The sequence below is a fragment of the Eggerthella sp. genome (genome assembly GCF_048329335.1).
GTDB classification, from domain to species: domain Bacteria; phylum Actinomycetota; class Coriobacteriia; order Coriobacteriales; family Eggerthellaceae; genus Eggerthella; species Eggerthella lenta.
Map to the genome: position 1 here is coordinate 1 of NZ_DBFEGU010000216.1, position 19423 is coordinate 19423.

16 protein-coding genes are annotated in these 19423 nt (G+C 59.7%); 8 read left to right on the forward strand and 8 right to left on the reverse strand.

The window, feature by feature from the left end:
• The 4 genes from ACMO6A_RS07085 to ACMO6A_RS07100 all read right to left on the reverse strand — a co-directional run.
• The coding region (locus ACMO6A_RS07085; RefSeq protein WP_418470999.1) for an ATP-dependent helicase at window positions 1-1478 on the reverse strand (1478 nt) is incomplete at its 3' end.
• Window positions 1479-1585: 107 nt separating this feature from the next.
• Window positions 1586-3349, reverse strand: a complete 1764-nt coding sequence (locus ACMO6A_RS07090; protein WP_009304911.1) for a Na/Pi cotransporter family protein — start codon at window positions 3347-3349, stop codon at window positions 1586-1588.
• Window positions 3350-3514: 165 nt separating this feature from the next.
• Window positions 3515-4315 carry a 3-deoxy-7-phosphoheptulonate synthase gene (gene aroF / locus ACMO6A_RS07095; protein ID WP_009608857.1) on the reverse strand — a complete coding sequence of 267 codons (801 nt, stop codon included), beginning with the start codon at window positions 4313-4315 and terminating at the stop codon, window positions 3515-3517.
• Window positions 4312-4593, reverse strand: coding sequence for a chorismate mutase (locus tag ACMO6A_RS07100; RefSeq protein ID WP_009304913.1), 282 nt, complete (start codon window positions 4591-4593; stop codon window positions 4312-4314). Before ACMO6A_RS07100 ends, aroF begins: the two co-directional genes overlap by 4 nt.
• 301 nt (window positions 4594-4894) lie before the next feature.
• Between ACMO6A_RS07100 and ACMO6A_RS07105 the strand changes: the two genes are divergently transcribed.
• Complete coding sequence (locus ACMO6A_RS07105) at window positions 4895-5833, forward strand: AEC family transporter (RefSeq protein ID WP_009304914.1); 939 nt, start codon at window positions 4895-4897, stop codon at window positions 5831-5833.
• 195 nt (window positions 5834-6028) lie between these two features.
• Here the strand turns inward: ACMO6A_RS07105 and ACMO6A_RS07110 are convergent, their stop codons facing one another.
• The 3 genes from ACMO6A_RS07110 to ACMO6A_RS07120 all read right to left on the reverse strand — a co-directional run bounded on the left by ACMO6A_RS07110 (window position 6029) and on the right by ACMO6A_RS07120 (window position 8302).
• The gene (locus ACMO6A_RS07110) at window positions 6029-6964 is read right to left on the reverse strand and encodes an undecaprenyl-diphosphate phosphatase (RefSeq protein ID WP_009304915.1); all 936 of its coding nucleotides are present in this window, start codon (window positions 6962-6964) and stop codon (window positions 6029-6031) included.
• A 30-nt stretch (window positions 6965-6994) separates the two neighbouring features.
• On the reverse strand, window positions 6995-7336 hold the full coding sequence (locus ACMO6A_RS07115) for a hypothetical protein (protein WP_009304916.1): 342 nt from the start codon (window positions 7334-7336) through the stop codon (window positions 6995-6997).
• Between the two features lie 72 nt (window positions 7337-7408).
• Entirely contained in the window at window positions 7409-8302 is an 894-nt protein-coding gene (locus ACMO6A_RS07120; protein WP_418471000.1) for a DNA/RNA non-specific endonuclease, read from the reverse strand.
• Window positions 8303-8420: 118 nt separating this feature from the next.
• On the opposite strand from ACMO6A_RS07120, the gene ACMO6A_RS07125 reads away from it, so the two are divergent.
• Entirely contained in the window at window positions 8421-9272 is an 852-nt protein-coding gene (locus ACMO6A_RS07125; RefSeq protein WP_009304918.1) for a TIGR02452 family protein, read from the forward strand.
• 267 nt (window positions 9273-9539) lie between these two features.
• Window positions 9540-11147: a glutamine-hydrolyzing GMP synthase gene (gene guaA / locus ACMO6A_RS07130; RefSeq protein WP_009304919.1), complete on the forward strand. Its 1608-nt coding sequence runs from the start codon at window positions 9540-9542 to the stop codon at window positions 11145-11147.
• A gap of 462 nt (window positions 11148-11609) precedes the next feature.
• Here guaA and ACMO6A_RS07135 read toward each other — a convergent pair whose 3' ends face one another.
• On the reverse strand, window positions 11610-11837 hold the full coding sequence (locus ACMO6A_RS07135; RefSeq protein WP_009304920.1) for a hypothetical protein: 228 nt from the start codon (window positions 11835-11837) through the stop codon (window positions 11610-11612).
• A gap of 425 nt (window positions 11838-12262) precedes the next feature.
• On the opposite strand from ACMO6A_RS07135, the gene ACMO6A_RS07140 reads away from it, so the two are divergent.
• The 5 genes from ACMO6A_RS07140 (at window position 12263) to ACMO6A_RS07160 (ending at window position 18596) form a co-directional block, all read left to right on the forward strand.
• On the forward strand, window positions 12263-12784 hold the full coding sequence (locus ACMO6A_RS07140; protein WP_009304921.1) for a type IV toxin-antitoxin system AbiEi family antitoxin domain-containing protein: 522 nt from the start codon (window positions 12263-12265) through the stop codon (window positions 12782-12784).
• Window positions 12785-12876: 92 nt separating this feature from the next.
• Window positions 12877-13605 carry a nucleotidyl transferase AbiEii/AbiGii toxin family protein gene (locus ACMO6A_RS07145; RefSeq protein ID WP_229040925.1) on the forward strand — a complete coding sequence of 243 codons (729 nt, stop codon included), beginning with the start codon at window positions 12877-12879 and terminating at the stop codon, window positions 13603-13605.
• Between the two features lie 38 nt (window positions 13606-13643).
• On the forward strand, window positions 13644-15725 hold the full coding sequence (locus ACMO6A_RS07150) for a DUF262 domain-containing protein (protein ID WP_009304923.1): 2082 nt from the start codon (window positions 13644-13646) through the stop codon (window positions 15723-15725).
• 11 nt (window positions 15726-15736) lie between these two features.
• Entirely contained in the window at window positions 15737-18277 is a 2541-nt protein-coding gene (locus ACMO6A_RS07155) for a PHP domain-containing protein (protein WP_009304924.1), read from the forward strand.
• Entirely contained in the window at window positions 18264-18596 is a 333-nt protein-coding gene (locus tag ACMO6A_RS07160) for a hypothetical protein (protein ID WP_009304925.1), read from the forward strand. The genes ACMO6A_RS07155 and ACMO6A_RS07160 overlap by 14 nt, the downstream gene beginning before the upstream one ends.
• The last annotated feature ends 827 nt before the right edge of the window (window positions 18597-19423 follow it).

A 19423-nucleotide genomic window follows, 5' to 3' on the forward strand; every position in this document is an offset into this window, starting at 1 on the left:
GCCTGCAGCGCACCGATGAGGCCGCTCTTGTCGATGATCGTCTCGATGACCTTGCGCAAATCGCCGCCGTAGGTGCGCGCCTCGTTGACGAGGCCCACGAACTCCCCGATGGCCTGGCGCGCCGACGCGCGCAGCTCCGGATCGACGATGGCCAGCTCGGCGCCCTCCATGAACGTCATGCCCATCTCGCGGGCGAACTGCTCGATGCGCTCGATGGTGGTCTTGCCGATGCCGCGCCTCGGCACGTTGATGACGCGCTTCGCGGCGATGTCGTCGGCCGGGTTCACGACGAGCGTGAGGTAGGCCATGACGTCGCGGATCTCGGCGCGGTCGAAGAAGCGCGTGCCGCCGACGATGCGGTACGGCACGCCAGCGCGCAGCAGCATGTCTTCCAGCATGCGGCTCTGCGCGTTCGTGCGGTAGAACACGGCCACCTGATTGTACGACAGCCCCGCCGCGCGCTGCTTCTCGATCTCGCCGGCGATCCAGCGGCCTTCGTCGCGCTCGTCGGCGGCCATGTACACCTGGATCTTGTCGCCGTCCTCGGCGCTGGTGAACAGCTTCTTCGCCTTGCGGTGCTGGTTGTTCGCGATGACGGCGTTCGCAGCCGCCAGAACGTTGCCCACGCTGCGGTAGTTCTGCTCGAGCTTCACGGTGTGCGCCGTCGGGTAGTCCTGCTCGAACTCAAGGATGTTGCGCAGGTCGGCGCCGCGCCACGAGTAGATGGACTGGTCATCGTCGCCCACCACCATGATGTTCTTGTGCCCCTCGGCCAAAAGCCCCGTGATGGAGTACTGGGCGTGGTTCGTGTCCTGGTACTCGTCCACCATGATGTAGCGGAAGCGCTGCTGGTAGGCCGACCGCACGTCTTCGTGGTTCTTCAGCAGCAGGTAGGCGTATAGCAGAAGGTCGTCGAAGTCGAAGGCGTTCGCGGCTTTGAGGCGCTCCTGCAAGCGGGAGTACACGCGCGAAGCCACCTTCCCCACCGGGTCGCCCGCTTCCTTCTCGAAGGCACTCGGCACGACGAGCTCGTTCTTCGCCGTGGAGATGCGGTTCATGAGGGCGTTCACAGGGAAGCGCTTTGGGTCGATGTCCAGCTCGGCCATGATCTCCTTGTACAGGCGCTTCTGGTCGTCGGTGTCGTAGATGGTGAAGTTGCGCGTGAATCCCAGCTTCTCGGCGTCGGAGCGCAGCATGCGCACGCACATGCTGTGGAACGTCGACACCCACATGCCGCGGCAGCGAGGGCCCACCAGGCCGTTCAGGCGCTCGCGCATCTCGGCGGCCGCCTTGTTCGTGAACGTGATGGCGAGGATCTCCCACGGAGCCACGTCGTGGTTCTCGATGAGGTTCGCGATACGGTACGTGAGCACGCGCGTCTTGCCCGAGCCGGCGCCGGCGAGCACGAGCAGCGGCCCGTCGACGGTGACGACCGCCTCGCGCTGCGGCCCGTTCAAGCTGTCGATATCGATTGACATATGAGCAGTCTCCTGACGGATGGAGGTGAAACAAAGCTTTCGTATTCTACCGCTTTTCCCCTCCGGCAACTGGCAAACGCGCGCAATCTGCGCAAGCGCAGGGGCCGCTACGCAAGCGCCTCCGCCAGCTCGTCGACAGGCGCTTCGGAACGCTTCGCGACCGGCGGCGCTCCCCCGTCATGCGAACCGGGACGGTCGGCGCCCAGCGCGTCGCCCCACATGGACAGCTCGGCGCCGTGCTCCACGAGGTTCGAGCACTCGTTGCCCGCGCGCTCCAGGCACAGCAGCAGCTGGTTGTACACCGCCTTGTTCTCAGGCGCGCACTGCCGGCTGCCCACGCGGCGGAAGTGGGCCTTGCGCGCCCGGCTCTGCCGCTTGACGATCTGGCGGCGACGCTCGTCGAGCACCTGCTCGGAGGCGGTGCCTCCGTCGCTCAGGAACCGCAGCACCGCGTCGTACATGTCCGCCACCATCGCGGCGCTTTCGGCCAGCTCCTCGCGCGCCTCGTCCGAGAAGGGCTTCTTCGACGAGAGGCGCTCGCCGTACAGCGCGGCCGCTTCGCCGCAGCGCGAGCCGATGCGGCCCGCCGCGTCCACGATGAACATGAGGTCGGATATCTCCGCGGCCTGCCGCTCGGACGTCGCGCCGGCGCTCAGCAGCTCCACCGCGTAATTCGCAAGCTCGCCTTCCGCGGCTTCCACCTGCGCGCAATCGGCTTGGAGCGCCTTGAGCGCGGCGGCGTCCCGGTTCGCGATGGCCTCGGGCAGCGCGGCCAGCATGGCGCGCACCTTGTCGCAGTACTTCTGCAGCTCCTCGCCGAACATCCTGATGGCGAACACCGGCTGACCGAGGATCTTGTCGTCGAGGACGACGAGCGCGCCCGGCGCCGCCTCGCCGGCCTTGCCCGGCACGAGAAACGTCACGATCTTCACCATAGCCCCGATGAACGGCAGCCATAGAAGCGTGCAGACGATGTTGAACGTGGTGTGCGCGTTCGCGATCTGGCGCGCGATGACGTCCAGCTCGGGGCCGGGCGTGAGAAGCTGCACGAACTGCGCGATAAGCGGCACAAACCAGATGAACACGAACGCGCCCGTGACGTTGAACACGCTATGCGCCACGGCGGTGCGCTTCGCGTCGCGCGACTGCCCGATGCAGGCCAGAAGCGCCGTGATGGTGGTGCCGATGTTGTCGCCGAGCAGGATGGGGATGGATCCCTGGAGGCCCAGCACGCTGGTCACGCCGTCGGGGCCGGGCTGCGAGGCGAAGCTCTGCAGCACCGCGATGGTGGCGCTGGAGCTTTGCACGACCAGCGTCATCACGGTGCCCGCCGCAACGCCGAGCGCGGGGATATCCTTCACCTGGTCGATCATCGCCAGGAACACCTCGCTTTGCGCGAGCGGCTTCATGACCGCGCCCATGGTGTCGATGCCCACGAACAGCAGGCCGAACGCGAACACGGTCTGGCCGATGTTCTTGACGCGTTCGTCCTTCGCCGCGAACCACACGATGAAGCCGACGAACACGATGAGCCAGATGTAGTCGCTGAGCTTGAACGCCATGAGCTGCGCGGTCATGGTGGTGCCGATGTTGGCGCCGAAGATGACGGCGATGGCCTGGCGCAGCGTCATGAGGCGCGCGCTGACGAAGCCGATGGCCATGACCGTGGTGGCGCTGGAGCTTTGCAGCACAGCGGTGGCCACCGCGCCCGCCAGCACGCCCAGCACCGGGTTCGAGGTGAGCATGGACAGGATCGACTTCATCTTGGCGCCGGCGGCCTTCTGCAGGCCCTCGGACATCATGTTCATGCCGAACAGGAACACGGCCAGTCCGCCGAGCAGGCCGAACACGGTTTCCATCGGAGCGTTCACGCGGGACTCCCCTTCGCATCGTCGGTTGCAAGCGCTCATGCACGCGAGTCGAAAGGATACCGGGCAGACGGTAAGGCCCCGGTCAAGGGAAGGTAAAGTTCGGGTAAAGTTTTTACAAACGGGGCGCGTCCGACGGTTTCCGAGCCGTCGGACGCGCCCGATTCCTTACACGATCTTCTTGCCGAAGACGGCGGCGATCTCGCGCAGCTTCGCCACGAGCACCTCGAACTGGTCCGGCGTCAGCTGCTGCGGGCCGTCGGACAGGGCTGCGGGCGGGTTGGGATGCACCTCGATCATGAGGGAGTCGGCGCCGGCCGCCACGGCGGCGAAGGCGAGCGACGGCACCAGGTCGCGCTGGCCGGCGGGGTGCGACACGTCGATGCACACCGGGCACAGCGACTGCTTGTGGATCACCGGGATGGCGGCGATGTCCAGCGTGAAGCGCGTGGCCGTCTCGAACGTGCGGATGCCGCGCTCGCACAGCACCACGTTGTCGTTGCCTTCCGCCGTGAGGTAGTCGGTGGCGGCCAGCCATTCGGCGATGGTGCCCGCGAAACCACGCTTGTACAGCACCATCTTGTGCGACTCGGCGGTGACCTGGCCGATTTTCTTCAACAGGCTGAAGTTCTGGAAGTTGCGCGCGCCCACCTGCAGGCCGTCCACGTAGGAGTGGACCAGCTCGCAGTGCGCCGAGTCCATGACCTCGGTGAGCGTTTTCAGGCCGTGCTTCTCGCCGGAATCGCGCATGATCTTGAGGGCCTCCTCGCCCAGGCCCTGGAACGAGTGCGGGTTCGTGCGGGGCTTGAACGCGCCGCCGCGAATCCAGGTGAGGCCGAGGCCCGCGACACATTCGGCCACTTCTTCGAACTGCTCGGCCGACTCGACGGAGCACGGGCCGGCGAAAATGGTGATCTCGTCGGTGCGGGTGCCCAAGTCGGGAATGGGGGCTATCTTCGCTTCGCTCATACGGACGGGGTCTCCTTCATGATCTTGAGAATGGTGGCGTAGATCTCGCACAGGTTCTCGTTGTACAAAGGACCCTCGTTGTAGCTGCTCACCTTCGCGAATATCTCCTCTTCGCGCTTGGCGTCGTACAAGCCCAGATGGGCTCCGGGCTTGAGACCGCGGATGACCAGCGAATGACCGGCGCGCTTGTTGAGCAAGGCGACGATCTGCTTGTCGATCTCGTCGATCTTGGCACGATGTTCTTGGATCTCCGCCAGGGAGCTGTCTCTCTCAGACATCGGCTTTTCCTCTCATGACTCTCATGCTTTAACGTGCGGTTCGACCCGCTGCCTCGCGCGAAAGCGGCGATGTTCTCGGGCGACACGTGTGCTGACATGATAGCAAAAGCGGCGCGCCCGATTGCCATGCCGGGCGAATTAGCGAGGAAGTTCATGGGATATCGCGGTCGGCGCATGCCGAAAACCGATGGAAGGGCGAAGCTGCAAGCCGCTCGGCGCCGCGGCTCCCGTTGACGGTGTACACTGGGAACGCGCGCCTCGCTGCTGCGCCGAATCCGAACCTATTGAGAGGGAAGCCTCGTTGATCTCGCAGTTCGCCGACATATTCGTGCAGATGGTCGTCCTGTTCGCCGTGGGCGCGACAGGTTACGCCGCCAAGCGGCTGAACCTCATGGACGAGGACTTCGACAAGAAGTTCTCGAAGCTCATCCTGAATACGGCGCTGCCGGCGCTTATACTGGCCTCCGTGCTGACCGCCGAAACGCTGCCCTCGGCGACGAAGATCCTCTGGACCGCGGGCGTTTCGTGCGCCAGCTACGTGGTGCTCGTCGCAATCGGATTCTCCATCACGGCCGCGCTGCGCGTGCCCGACGGACGCAAAGGCGTCTTCCGGTTCATGATGGTGTTCGGCAACACGGGCTTCATCGGCTTCCCCGTGACGGCGGCTGTTTTCGGCGCGGAGGCGCTCATCTACACGACGGTGTTCAATCTCGCGTTCAATGCGCTCGTCTTCACGCTGGGCGTGTGGATGCTCGCCACGGACAACAAATACGGCGTGAAGATCAAGATGAGCCCGAAGTCGTTCCTCTCGCCGTGCATCGTGGCCAGCGTCGCGTCAATCGCGCTGGCGTTCGCCGGCATCCACGGCGTGCCGGTGCTCGGCGAGGCGCTGGACACCCTGGGCTCGCTCACCACCCCGGCGGCTATGCTCATCATCGGCTCGTCGCTGGCCAACGTGCCGGCGCGCCAGCTGGTGGGCGGGCCGCGCCTCATGGCGGCCGCGCTCGTGCGCCTGTTGGTCGCGCCAGCGCTCGTATGGCTGCCGCTGCATTTCCTCGTGAGCGACCCCGTGCTGCTGGGCGTGATCGTGCTGCTGTCGGCCATGCCGGTGGCCACGAACGGCACCATGCTGTGCTACCAGTACGGCGGCGACAGCAAGACCATGGCGCAGGGCACGTTCGTAACCACGCTGGGCGCCGTGTTCACCATCCCGCTGCTCGCCGTGCTGTTCATGGCGTAGCGGGGCGCAGCGATAGGCGGCTGACGTCCCCGCCCTGCCGTCTATCGCGCGCGGGACGGCAGGGCAGGGACGTCGGGACGCGTTCTCGCCCCAAAGCCTCGGTTTCGGCTGCGAAAACGCGGCTTTCGGGCGACAACGTAAAGCGGCGCGCCCGAAGGCGCGCCGCGAACCGTGCGATATCTGTATGCACGACCTTTACGGCAGCATGCCCATGCTTTCGAAGACGAAGTAGCCCAGCACCAGCACGCCCACGACGATGCGGTACCAGCCGAACGCCGTGAAGTCGTTCTTCTTGATGTAGCCCATGAGGAACTTGATGGCCACCACCGACATGGCGAACGCCGTGATGATTCCCACCGCCAGCACGAGGATCTCGGTGGAGGTCATGGCGATGCCGGCCGCGACGAACTTGATGCACTTCACCAGACCCCAGCCGAACATGATGGGGATGGCCAGGAAGAACGTGAACTCGGCCGCCGCGGTGCGCGAACAGCCGGCCAGCATGCCGCCGATGATGGTGGCGCCGGAGCGGCTGGTGCCGGGGATGATGGCCAATACCTGGAAGCAGCCGATCTTGAGCGCGGTTTTCCAGTCGATCTCGTCCACGTCGGTGATCTTGAACAGCGATGCCTCGGCCTCGTCGGACACATCGCCGTACGACACGCGCGCATGGCGGCCGCGCGGCGCCTCGAGGGCGGCTTCGGCCTCGCGCAGTCGACGGCGGTTGCGGCGCTCGAGCACGATGAACACCACGCCGTACAGGATGAGCATGGCCGCCACGGTCACCTTGTTGTAGAAGTACTCGTTCACCAGATCGTCGAACAAGAGGCCGATGACGGCAGCCGGGATGCAGCCGATGGCCACCATGCCCCACAGACGCCACGTGCTCTTCTTCTCGACGGCGTCCTTCTTCGGCGAGAACGGGTTCAGCTTGTGGAAGTACAGGATGAGCACGGCCATGATGGCGCCCAGCTGGATGACCACGAGGAACAGGGCCAGAAACTCGTCGGACACCTGCAGCTTCACGAACTCGTCCACGAGGATCATGTGGCCGGTCGAGGAGATGGGCAGCCATTCGGTGATGCCTTCCACGATGCCGATGAGGAAGGCCTTCAATGCTTCGATGATCATGCGTGCGTATCCTTGGTTGGGTCGATGCGGTTATCGTTTGCGCTGATGATGGTCTTGCAGCATGGCGATGGCCAAAAGCGCCACCGACAGGCACAGCCCCATGAGGACGAACTGGGGAAGCTCTTGGCCCAGCGCGATGGTGGCAAGGGAGACGAGCGCCACTACGAGCGCCGCCATCTTGCAAAGGTAGGAGATGCGGTCGTTGAACGAGGCGTGCATCTGACGGCGCTCCTCGTCGGTGGGAGCCTCGCGACGAGGACGTTTCGCCGGGCGCGCAGGCGCGGCGACGTCGTCTGACGCGGCAGGAACGGACGCGGGCGCGTCCAGCTCCAGGTCGTCAAGCGCCTCTATGTCGTTTCGCGCGTTCTCCATGCCGGGAATTGTACACGAGGATGAGCGTGGAGCGTCGAGAAACCACAGGGGGCACATCGAGAGGGCATGCGCCTACGGGTTGCACCTGCCGCAGGGGACGTAACCGCGCGCCTCCGCCTCCTCGCGCGAGCCGTCGAAACCTTCCCGGTTGGCTGCCTTCATGTCTTCGACCGAGGGGCAATCGGGCTTGTGGAAGCGTTTCGTCTTGACGTTGAGGACGTAGGCGTACTGCGACGCATCGAAGGCGCCCTGCGATTCTAGCGAGCCGTCCAGCCGGCGCTCGCCGGTGGCGTAATCGATCTCCACCCCCGGTTGCGCGTTGTAGGCGAACACGTTGAACGAAACGCCTGAGCCGCCGTCCTCCACCGACTCGGCTTCGATGTGAACGCCACGCGCCACCAGATCGTCCCCCTCGAACACCGGCGTCGCCCGGTACAGAACGTGGTTCCCCGTCCGATCGACGTACGAAGCGACCCGGTCCTCGAGCGGAACCATGCCTCGAACGTTCATGAAACGCGTGCCCGTGACGAGGTTGCGCTCGTTGGCATTCTCCCCCGCAAGCCGATACGCGATAAGATGGCAGCGATTGTAGAGGTACGCCCCGTCGACGATGTCGTACTTGACCAGATGCCAACCCGACGGCTTCACGCTGCCGATGGAGCCGCGTTCCTCCGTCGGCATGGTCTCGGGGCCGATCAGCGCGAACGCCGTGCCGCAACGGCCGAGCCCGTCGAGGGGAGCATAGGCTTCGAGCGCGGCGAGATCGCGCTCCGCTTCGGAGAAGGAGGGCACGTTGCCGTTCACTTCAACGAACGGGTCGCCCGAGAATTCAGGCAACTCGTCAAGGGAGACGGCTTGCCTCGGGGGCTCGAGCGGCGCCTGCGTTTCGCCGGCGCACCCGGGCAGCAGGACGCCGCTTGCCAGCAGCACGCCGACAAGCAGAAGCTTCGCTAGATTCCGGGCCATCGTCCCCCCTTCGACCGTCGATTGAGTATACGGCATACATCTTACCGCGCGCGCTGCGAAGAGCCCGCCGAAGCGTCGTTTCCGCTACAATACGGGGAAACGATCGGAGGAGGAAGCCATGCCCGAGAGAGAAGAACGACGAGCCCAAGCGGCGAAGCACCTTGCCCTGATGAAGGGGGCGTTCTCGACCGAAACCGAAGCGACTGTCGCTGCCGCACGCGTGTACGAGGACGGCGAAGGACGCGAGCTGCCCATCCCGGAAGCCGTGTTCGAGACCACCGAGACCTCTGTCACCACCGCCTTCGCCCCCGCCGCCCTGCGCGACGCGCGAGGCAAGACCGTCGTGGTGGATCCGGCGTCGTTCACGCGGCCCGGCGGCGGCTACGAGGACGGCTCGTTCGGGCCGGAACAGATCCTGTGCTCGGAAAGCAACCTCTACCCTATTCTTTACGGGCTGAAAAGCGCGTACCATGACGGCAACCGCGGCTGCCAGCGCGGGCAGCTGTTCACGGATCGCGCCCTCTACCTGCCGAACGTGGCGTTTTCGCATGCGGGCGTCATCCGCAAGGCGGACGTCGTCGCGCTGCCCGAGCCGAACCGCGCCCGCGCGCTGGAGAACCATCGCTCGGAGCGCGAATGCGACCAGGTTCTGGCGGAGCGCATCGAAACCTTGCTGCACATCGCCGCCTCCAACGGATGCGAGACGCTCGTGTGCGGCGCGTTCGGCTGCGGGCGCGGAGGGTTCGACACGCAGCAGGTGATCGGCCTGTTCGAGGATTGGATCCGGAAGCATCCGGGCGTCATCGGCCGCATCGTGTTCGCCGTGCCCCGCGCGCATGCCGCCGCGTTCGACGCCGCATTCGGCGAGCCGAAGGTCGAGGAGATCGCTCCGGTTGCCGCCGACGAAGACGAGGAAGACGACTTCGACCTCAGAAATATCGAGCTGCCCGAAGGCGTTACGCTGCGTTAGAGCAGAGGAGCCTCCAAGAAGAATAGCTGCGCGCCGATGCAACCATCTTCAAGATGGCTGCATTGGGTCATGAGTTGCTTTGCCCTGCGCAAGCTCCGGACGAAACGCGGAACGGCGCGACCGATTCCGCCATCCCTTCCCGTCATGCAAAACACGTGCAGGTGGGCCGACAAACGCCGTGCGGGTTTCGTTTTCATGTAAGATGGCAGCGAGATAATTTCAACGGGCGCTTCCAACATGCCACCGCCCGTACGCAAAGGAGCAAACATGACTGCCACCCCGTCCAGCCAGTTGGTCATCGTCGTCGATTTCGGAGCCCAGTACGGGCAGCTGATCGCGCGGCGCGTGCGCGACTTGCGCGTGTACTCGGAAATCGTCCCATGCGACATCACCGCCGACGAGGTGCGCGAGCTTGCGCCCGCGGCCATCATCCTGTCGGGCGGCCCGGCCAGCGTGTACGCCGAGGACGCGCCGTCCATCGACCCGGGCATCTTCGAGCTGGACATCCCCGTGCTGGGCTTCTGCTACGGCCAGCAGATTATGGCCGTCACGCTGGGCGGCACCGTGGGCCACACCGAGAAGGGCGAGTACGGGGCCGCGCCTTTGACGCGGCGCGACGAGGGAGCGTCTTCGCTGTACGGCGAGACGCCCGTCGAGCAGACGGTGTGGATGAGCCACCGCGACGCCGTGTCCGAGGTTCCCGCAGGGTTCGCGGTAACGGCCTCGACCGACGTGTGCCCCGTGGCCTCGATGGAATGCGCCGAGCGCCGTCTGTACGCGACGCAGTTCCACCCCGAGGTGCGCCACACGCCGCACGGCGACCAGCTGCTGAGGAACTTCCTGTTCGGCATCTGCGGCCTTGAGGCCAGTTGGACGATGGACTCCATCATCGACGATGCCGTGGCGGCCATCCGTCAGCAGGTGGGAAGCGATCGCGTGATCCTGGGCCTTTCGGGCGGCGTGGACTCCTCCGTGGTGGCCGCGCTGTGCGCGAAGGCTATCGGTAAGCAGCTGACCTGCGTGTTCATCAACCACGGGCTGCTGCGCAAGAACGAGCCCGAAGAAGTTGAGGACGTGTTCACGAAGCAGTTCGACGTGGACTTCGTGCACGTGCACGCCGAGGACCGCTACGCCGCGCTGCTGGCCGACGTCGTGGAGCCGGAGCAGAAGCGCCGCATCATCGGCTCGCAGTTCTGGAAGGAGTTCTTCGCTGTGGCGGAGGAGCTGGCCGAGAACGGGCGGCCGGTGAAGTACCTGGCCCAGGGCACCATCTACCCCGATATCATCGAGAGCGGCGCGCGCAAGACCGGCGGCAAGGCGAGCACCATCAAGAGCCATCACAACCTGATCCCCTTCCCCGACGGCGTGCATTTCGATTTGATCGAGCCGCTGGACCACTTCTTCAAGGACGAGGTGCGCGCGCTGGGCACGACGCTGGGGCTGCCCGACCACATCGTGCATCGCCAGCCCTTCCCCGGCCCGGGTCTGGCCATCCGCATCATCGGCACGGTGACGCGCGAGAAGCTGTCGATTTTGAAGGAGGCCGACGCTATCGTGCGCGAGGAGCTGGACGCCTACAACGTCCGCGTCTACGAGGAGACCGGCGAGCGCAACAGCGAACGCAGCGTATGGCAGTACTTCGCCGTGCTGCCCGACGTGAAGAGCGTCGGCGTCATGGGCGACGAGCGCACATACGCCTACCCCATCATCCTGCGAGCCGTGGAGAGCTCCGATGCCATGACGGCCGACTGGGCGAAGCTGCCCTACGACGTGCTGGCCCGAGTGTCGGGCCGCATCGTAGCCGAAGTCCCGGGCGTGAACCGGGTAGCGTACGACATCACCAGCAAACCGCCCGCGACGATTGAGTGGGAATAATCCGAGGTCAAAAGCGTAAAGCCACCTGCAATCATTCATGGCGACGCATTGAGGCGCAAGGTGGTTCAATGCGCTCCAAGCCACCTGCAAAACTGATGAATGACAGTTGCGAATCACCCCCGAAATGTTGATGTTTCGGGGGTGATTTTTATGCATATCGCCTGCGATTTTGATTGCGAATCATTCTTCGGGTTTCCCAAAGCTGCATGTCGTTGGACACACTTGCGCCACGATGGCGGTCGTTGGCATTCGGCAAAGCCGCCGGCGTTCACTCCCTTTTGCCGCTCCAATCGTCTCCACCTTGATTCGAATCAAATTCAAGTTCGTTTGCATGCTGGCACTACCCGTATTTTTAGGCGATTGAGAAGCTTATCGCTTCTTCTCCATGAGTTCCCATACGAGGACCGCGCCTTCGGGGAGACTGTAGGATTCGCGGCCAGCAGTAACGTACCCGCGCCTTTCTTAGAAGCGCGTCTCCGGCAGTGAGGAGTCTACCTTCGCGCAGGGGTGCCCCTCGAAGACCCGTTTCTCGAGAATGCCCATGGCGATACACCCGAGACCCTCTCCCCGGCGGTCGTCCTTGACGAAGACCCGCGTGATGTGGTTGCCGTCGACCAGGATGCCCACCCTGCCGCACCCGATGTCTTCGACGATGGCTTCGCAGCTGTGCAGGCTCAGGAAGAAACCCACGACCGCTGCGGGGCAATAGTTCGGATAGACGTGCGAGATGGTACCTTAGACCAGGTCGAACTCCATTTCCGCGTGCCGAGCTTCGGCCTGGATGCAGCGCATGATCAGCACCTCTCGTGTTCTTTCCCTTGCTTTTTGAGCCGTACTCAGATGGTTCATGCAGGAAGCGGTGACGCCATGGAGACAAATGTCACCGGTTTGATTACTAGACGCAAAATGACCGCGTTTCGCGTCTGGGAATCAAATGCTTCCTTCCCGGCTCCTTGAGTGCCGAGATTGGCACGGCTCGTGCGGCGAGGCTCGCATGTTGTCAAAATACCCCCAAATCTGGTACTGATTTGACCCATGTGGTCGCATTGGCACTTGCAACCATGCTAGTCGATTTTCAAATGTCAAAAGTATAGTAAATACGCTATACTTCTGACATGGCAAAAATCGATGACATATACGAGGGAGTCGACGATTTCGGGCTCATCACCTCATCCGAGGCGGCGAAGCTCGGGATGTCCAACGCCGAGCTCGTCCAGCAGGCGAAAGCGGGAAAGCTCGTCCGCGTTGCGCGCGGGGTGTACCGTATGCCCGTCTGGCCATCCCAGCCCCAAGCCCCCTTCGCGATCGCAGTGAAGGCGGCAGGCGTCGGGGCCTTCCTCTACGGAGAGTCCGTCGTCGCCCTACTCCAGCTGGCACCCACGGACCCATCCAAGATGTGGGTCGCCACGCCGAACCGCGTCCGGCGGGACCTAGGGAAAGGCGTCAGGATCGTCAGATCAGATGCCGAGCCGACTTGGATCGACGGCGTTCCCTGCCAGCCGCTTGCTGCCGCGATAGCCTGCGCCGCGCAGACCATGGGCGCCGACAGGGCACTCGAGGCTGCTTCCGAGGCGCTGCGCATGGGATATCTGAACGCAGGCGAGAAGAAGGAAATCGAGGAAAAGATCGAAAGATGACGAAGAAGCCGAACGGCATGCGCCACCTGGACGACGCGATCAGGCGCTCGTGCGGAGGCGCTGCGCAGGATTACATGAGATTGCGCACGCGCATGGCCAACGCCATCGTCGCTCAGATGCTCCCCGACGGCGTGGTGAAGGGCGGAAGCTCGATCAAGATGCGCTACGGCGACGCGGCGACGAGGTTCACTACAGACCTGGACATGGCGACGGCCATGGACGCCGACCTCAACATGGAAAGGCTCAACGACCGCCTCCGCCAAGGCTGGGAGGGCTTCACGGGACGCGTCGTCCGCAAGGATCCGGCCTCGCCGAAGGACGTTCCCGAGGAATATGTCATGCAGCCCTGCGAGGTGAAGCTCTCGTACCTCGGCAAACCGTGGTGCACGGTTCCGCTCGAAGTCGGATTCAACGAGATCGGCGATGCTGACACCATCGAGTGGTCGGACATGCCAGATGTCGCGGAGTTGTTCGAGGGAATTGGATTCCCGCCTCCCGGAAAGGCGCCGCTCATGCCACTAGACCACCAAGTTACCCAAAAGCTGCATGCGGTATCAGGCGCGGGCGACCGAGCCCGCGACCTCGTCGACTTGCAACTCATCATGCACAGGTCGGAAGTCGACCTTGTCGCGACGCGAAGGATCTGCGAGCGGCTCTTCTCTTACAGAAAGGCTCAGGAATGGCCTCCGATCGTGTCGAAGAAAGCTGGCTGGGACGAGCTCTACGCAGAGCAGGCATCCGACCTTCCCGTTCTCGATGACGTCGATTCTGCAATCGATTGGGTCAACGATCTCATCGTTCGCATAGGGAATGCAAAATGATGCACCACAGAAGAACGGGACCGAAGAAAGGGTCATGAATGGACGGCCATAAGGAATATCTGAGCGACATCATCGAGGGCAAGAAAACGCGTTTCGTCATACCCGTTTACCAGCGAAACTACGACTGGAAGCCGGAGCAATGCGGAAGGCTGTTCGACGATCTGGTGGAGGTCTCCAAGACCGGACGCGAGGAGCATTTCTTCGGCAGCATCGTATCCCAGACGCCGCGCGGAGAGCGCGTCGTCATCGACGGCCAGCAGCGTATCACCACGGTATTCCTACTCTTTGCCGCCATCAGGACCCAGGTCGAGAAAGGCGTCGTCAAATCGCAGGAAGAGGATCTCGCCGAAGACATCGCCGAGTATTACCTCATCGACGCGAGGCACAAGAAAGAGCGCAAGCTACGCCTGAAGCTAGTGAAGAACGACAGCGAGGCGTTCGGGGCCATTCTCGATGGCAAGGACGACGCATATATCCAGGGCTCGAACGTGACCCAGAACTACTTGTACTTTCTCGACCGCATCGAAAAGATGGACATCTCCGTCAACGAGCTCTACGAAGCTATCAAGTCCCTTTGCGTTATCGACATCACCCTCGACCCCAAAGACGATGCCCAGCTGATCTTCGAGAGCCTGAACTCGACGGGACTCGACCTTTCCGAGGCCGACAAGATCAGAAACTTCGTCCTCATGAATCTCGACCCAGAACTTCAGGAGATTTACTACGACGATTATTGGAATCCGGTCGAACGCAACACCGACTACAAGGTGAGCGACTACATCCGCTTCTACCTTTCTGCTATGGAGGCGAAGACCCCCGCTATCAAGAAGGTGTATCCGGCGTTTAGGACGTATACAACTAAGAAGTTCCACGATCCCGACGGCGGAGTGCTCAGCCTCGACACGAAGGCCCTGTTCGAAGAGCTTCTGAACTATTCGAAGCATTACAAAACCTGCATTCACCCAAATACAGGCGTGAAGAGCATCGATTCCGCCCTCGAGGCCATCAGGGTCTTCGACGCGTCGGTCACCAGACCCTACCTTCTCAACCTGCTCGAGTACCGAGCCCAAGGCGACATCGACGACGATTCGGTCTCCGCGGTGCTGTGGATGATTGACTCGTACCTGTTCAGGAGATGGGTGTGCGGCGTGCCTGCCAACGCCTTGAACAAGGTGTTCGAGACGCTGCACGGAGACGTGCTGAAGGGCGTTTCCGATGGAGCCGATTACGCCGAGGTGGTCAAATACGTCCTGACCCATAAGAGCGGCACTGGGCGCTTCCCCGACAACGAGGAGTTCCTCTACGCACTCGACACGCGCGACTTCTACCGCATCCAGAACCGCAAGCTCTACCTCTACGACAGGCTCGAGAACGGTTCGAGCGAGGAGCGCGTCTCTGTCGTCAAAGGTCTCGAGGAGGGCAGCTTCTCCGTCGAGCACGTCATGCCCCAGACGCTGAACGCCCAATGGAAGGAGACCCTGGGCGATGACTGGGAGCGCATCCACGAGGAGTGGTGCCACAAGATGGCCAACCTCACCGTCACCGCGTACAACTCAGACTACAGCAACAGGCCTTTTGAGCAGAAGCGAGATATGAGGGACGGCTTCAGGTCCAGCGGATTCAGGATGAACCACTGGATCGGCCAGCAGGAAACCTGGGGCGAAGAGCAGCTCAGAGTGCGCGAGAGGATGCTGGAAGAGCAGTTCCTCGAGACCTGGCCACTGCCTGAGTCCTCGTACGAGCCCTCGAAGGCTCTTCCCGAGGTTGCCGAGCTCGATTCCGACACCGAATTCACCGGCAGGAGGATCGCCGCTTTCAGCTTCATAGGGGTTCGATATATTGCGACGCAGTGGAACGACATGATGGCGAAAGTCCTGCAACTGGTATATGAACTGGAGCCGGCGAAGATACACTCGCTCGTCGACGGATCGAACTATCCTGGAACGGCATTTTGCAGCACAGAATCCGCAGGGCATTCGAAGATCGCGAACGGAGTCTACGCTCGCACCGCATCCAGCACTGCGGCAAAAATCGACTTGCTGAAATGCGTCTTCGATATCTGCGAGATCGATGCCAGCGAGCTCTCCTTCGAGATGCCGCTGGATGCCAGCGAAGAGTAGGAGGAGCATAAATGCGTGATGCTGGCCTTACTATCAATACTTTCAAAAAATGTGATATGCATGTGCATTCAAGCTCGTGCTTTAGCAGGAGATATGACAAAGCTACTTTTTTTCGGGCTGTACTCAAGAGCGAATTAGATGTCCTTGCAATAACGGATCACAACAGCATAGATGTTGAACTGCTGACCGATCTACAGAGCCAAATGAAGGGTAAAGGGAAAGTCCTCTTTGGAGGCGTCGAGATAGACGTCATGCTAAAGGACGAAACGATCAAAGCCTACGGCTTAGAAACCGGTGGGAAAGGTCGCTTCCATGCCATCGTATGGTTTTCGATGAATCATGCCGAAGAGATGGCAGCTATCGTAAGAGAACTTTTCATCTCGGCGATTATCAAGAACGAACTCATTGACAGCGACGATGACGGCAAAGCTGAAAAAATACAAAATCTGGAATTGCTTGATTGTAAATCGTTCTCCAAAGCAGCGGAAGCAACTGCGATCTATCTCGAAGAATTTCAAGAAAGGGCAGCGGCGATACCGCATTTCTTTGTTCCACATGAGAATAAAGACAAGAGTCTGTCAGAGTACCTACCAAATAGGTCGAAAAAGAACCTGGATTATAAAGACAGGCTGTTTTATTACAGCCATGCAATGGCGGTTGAAGGCGGTGAAAAGAGTCGGAAATATATATCGGACGGCCTAGCTTCAGAACTGAATACCACCGTGGCAGCCTTCCTTTTCAGCGATGCGGGGAAAATCGGCGATATCGGGAAAAAGTACACCTGGATAGATTTTGATTGCGATCTCGATTCTCTCCTGTTGGCAATCAGCGATCCAGAAAGTCGCATTCGAACTTCTGACGCATGCTCCATCCTTCCACAATCAAACACTACAAAATTCTTAGAATCAGTCAGCTTTAATGTATGGACAGACGGTGGTAGGCAAAATAGCGAAACAATCACACTGCCTTTCAGCCCTGGGTACAACGGCATAGTTGGGTCAAGAGGAAGCGGAAAGACCCTATTGGCAAGCTTATTGGCAGACAAGGGACTGGATACATATGCGGCATTCGTCGATTCTGATTCCGTCCGATTTTTAACCCATGGCGGCATTCCCACAAAAGACCGTCCACCATGCTTGTACCTTAGCCAAGGCGAGCTCGAAAATATATATGCGGATGGCAGATACGAAGAGATTCCTTTTCTCGGTGAAATAATTTCGCCATTAAAGGAGAACGCAGCAAAGTCAATCGATGCGGCAAAGCAGCGGTATAAAGACGTCCTCAGACTTGAGAAGGACCTACTTGCAGCGTTTGAGAAAAAGTATGATTCCGGCCCAGTTCATATCGACCATCTTGAGGAGGAGATGCCGTCCGGCATAACTCTTACTGCGCCGACAACTCCAGTCAAGGCTTTTCCGCAAGTGGAAAACGCCATCAAGCATCTTAGGGAGATATCTGAAGCGACAGAAGCTCTGGAAGACAAGAGCAAGCTCATCAAATTCAGTGACGATTATCCAGAAGATAGATCTCTTTTTGATGAGTTGGAGAGGGAATCGCGCGCTATTGAGAGCGACATCAAAGTTCTCTCGACAAGAGTCAGTGGATTCATATCGCTTCTTGGCGAAATAGACGAGGCGTGGTTTAGCCAACGTGAGCAAAACGTGACTCTGTTTTTTGAAATGCTCCATGAATGCAACAACTCCAGCGGGTCAACCAAACGCCATCAATACGACGAGAAAACGAAGGCCGCAAATACGTTCTACGATGAACTTTTCGAACTGCGGGAGTCTCTCGAACACCTGAACAACGAAGCTCAAAAAGCATATGAGCAGATGCTCGATCCAATTCAGCCGGTAGAACTGACAAATGACGGTGAGCAGATTGTCGTTAGCTTAGTCCACGATGATTGCGCAGCGTTCAATGATCTCGTTAGAGCGCTTGTTCCCACAGGAATAAACGCTCTTGCTCACGCTTTTCTTGAACGATCAAACAAGACCGATATGCATAAATTGTTTAATGGAACAAAATTTCGGAGTGTAAAAAACCAAGGCTTGCTTTCCTACTACAACCATTACTTCGACTTACTTGAAAAGTTGGCAAGCGATTCGATTGAACTAAAAAGCTGCGTGGTTATTGCTGGTAAGAAGATTGACGACATGTCCCCCGGCATGAAAGCGCAGGCGTTACTAAAGCTATTCCTCAACGATCAAGTGTCAGCAGGAAAATGGGTATACATAGTTTTGGATCAACCTGAGGACAATCTTGATGTCGCAACCATAAAAGAGTTCCTTATCGATAGACTGAAGAAGCTCAAGCTGGATGTTCAGTTTTTCGTCGTGAGCCATTCTGCTCCGATTATCGTCAACGGTGACGCAAGGACTGTAGTTGTATGCAACAACGATGACGACAATATTTCGTATAGATGCGGAGTGTTAAACGATAAGCACACCAAGCAGTCAATCGCCGATGTGCTTGATGGCGGTGAGCGCTATCTGAAGATGAGGCTTAACAAATACAATTTCAAGATCGGAGAACAGAATGGTAACGATTAACAAGGACGGGCATGTAATCATTTCCCTTGATGATCTGTCCTACGACCTGAACGTGTCTAAGGATTACTCAGACTTCTTACTAAAAGTCACTTCTCCCTCGAGCGATGTAAATCTTAATGAAGATTGCTTTACGATCGAAGAGGGATTGGATGACGATAAGAGCGCGAAAGCACGCAGATACGCTGAGTTCTTAATCGATTTCGTTCAACGTCGGGAGAAGCAGCAAGACGAAGCGGGCAAATTATCTACTGCAAAAGAACGCGAGGAGAAAATTAGAGCTTTCATCGATCGCCTGAATAAGACGGAAATTCAAGACTAGTTAATAGCTGATTATCTTGGTTTCTATGTAATATCGGCGCAATCTGCACCGCCCTGCTCCATCGTGCACCGATTCGGAAAAGAGGAACGTTCGCAAAGCCACCCGCAACTACTCCCGCAGGAGAGACAGGGAGTGATTGTACGGGCTTCTCCTTGGCGGGAAATGCGGTATCATCATCCCGACAGAAATGAATCAACGTTTGATTCGCGATTGATTCGGACGTAGTAGCACGAGGTGATACTTGATGACACATACTGATATGCAACGTGCAAATGCATTCATCGAGTGCGAGTGATTCCGTTCAAAAGAGTATTACTTATCAGTAGTGCCTCGTGGCATCAAGAGACACTTTTCTTTTTGTACCATATCGGTTTTCTGCAGCAAGCCGTTTGAGTTTATGGTCGTCATGAACTGGGATTACACCGAATATCAGGATATTTCTTTATCAAGGTGCGTTCTCTATATGCTGCAATTATCGCGTAGCCAGTTTCGATATAGGGTCTTGATTTAGCCAAGGTCGCATTTTGTTTGGCACCCATTTAGTACCCAGCTAAGCTCGTTGGTACCCATAGGGGCATTTGACCTGTTAGTTTCGTTATTCTTGCCGAAGCACTTCCGATGGGTCCCGCTATGAGAAGCGCAGCAAGGGCGAGCCCGTCTGCATCGACGACGAGATCCCGTTCGATATCCCTGAAGGCTGGGAGTGGGCAAGGCTGGAGGGCATTACCACCTACATACAGCGCGGCAAATCGCCAAAGTACTCACTCGAAAAAAAATATCCCGTTGTCGCTCAGAAATGCAATCAATGGTCAGGGTTCTCGCTGGAG

Excerpts from the sequence above, each read along its gene's own strand:
- aroF (WP_009608857.1), bottom strand. The coding sequence starts at position 4,315 with ATGAGCGAAGCGAAGATAGCCCCCATTCCCGACTTGGGCACCCGCACC.
- ACMO6A_RS07100 (WP_009304913.1), bottom strand. The coding sequence starts at position 4,593 with ATGTCTGAGAGAGACAGCTCCCTGGCGGAGATCCAAGAACATCGTGCC.
- ACMO6A_RS07110 (WP_009304915.1), bottom strand. The coding sequence starts at position 6,964 with ATGATCATCGAAGCATTGAAGGCCTTCCTCATCGGCATCGTGGAAGGC.
- ACMO6A_RS07115 (WP_009304916.1), bottom strand. The coding sequence starts at position 7,336 with ATGGAGAACGCGCGAAACGACATAGAGGCGCTTGACGACCTGGAGCTG.
- ACMO6A_RS07120 (WP_418471000.1), bottom strand. The coding sequence starts at position 8,302 with ATGGCCCGGAATCTAGCGAAGCTTCTGCTTGTCGGCGTGCTGCTGGCA.
- ACMO6A_RS07125 (WP_009304918.1), top strand. The coding sequence starts at position 8,421 with ATGCCCGAGAGAGAAGAACGACGAGCCCAAGCGGCGAAGCACCTTGCC.
- guaA (WP_009304919.1), top strand. The coding sequence starts at position 9,540 with ATGACTGCCACCCCGTCCAGCCAGTTGGTCATCGTCGTCGATTTCGGA.
- ACMO6A_RS07140 (WP_009304921.1), top strand. The coding sequence starts at position 12,263 with ATGGCAAAAATCGATGACATATACGAGGGAGTCGACGATTTCGGGCTC.
- ACMO6A_RS07145 (WP_229040925.1), top strand. The coding sequence starts at position 12,877 with ATGGCCAACGCCATCGTCGCTCAGATGCTCCCCGACGGCGTGGTGAAG.
- ACMO6A_RS07150 (WP_009304923.1), top strand. The coding sequence starts at position 13,644 with ATGGACGGCCATAAGGAATATCTGAGCGACATCATCGAGGGCAAGAAA.
- ACMO6A_RS07155 (WP_009304924.1), top strand. The coding sequence starts at position 15,737 with ATGCGTGATGCTGGCCTTACTATCAATACTTTCAAAAAATGTGATATG.
- ACMO6A_RS07160 (WP_009304925.1), top strand. The coding sequence starts at position 18,264 with ATGGTAACGATTAACAAGGACGGGCATGTAATCATTTCCCTTGATGAT.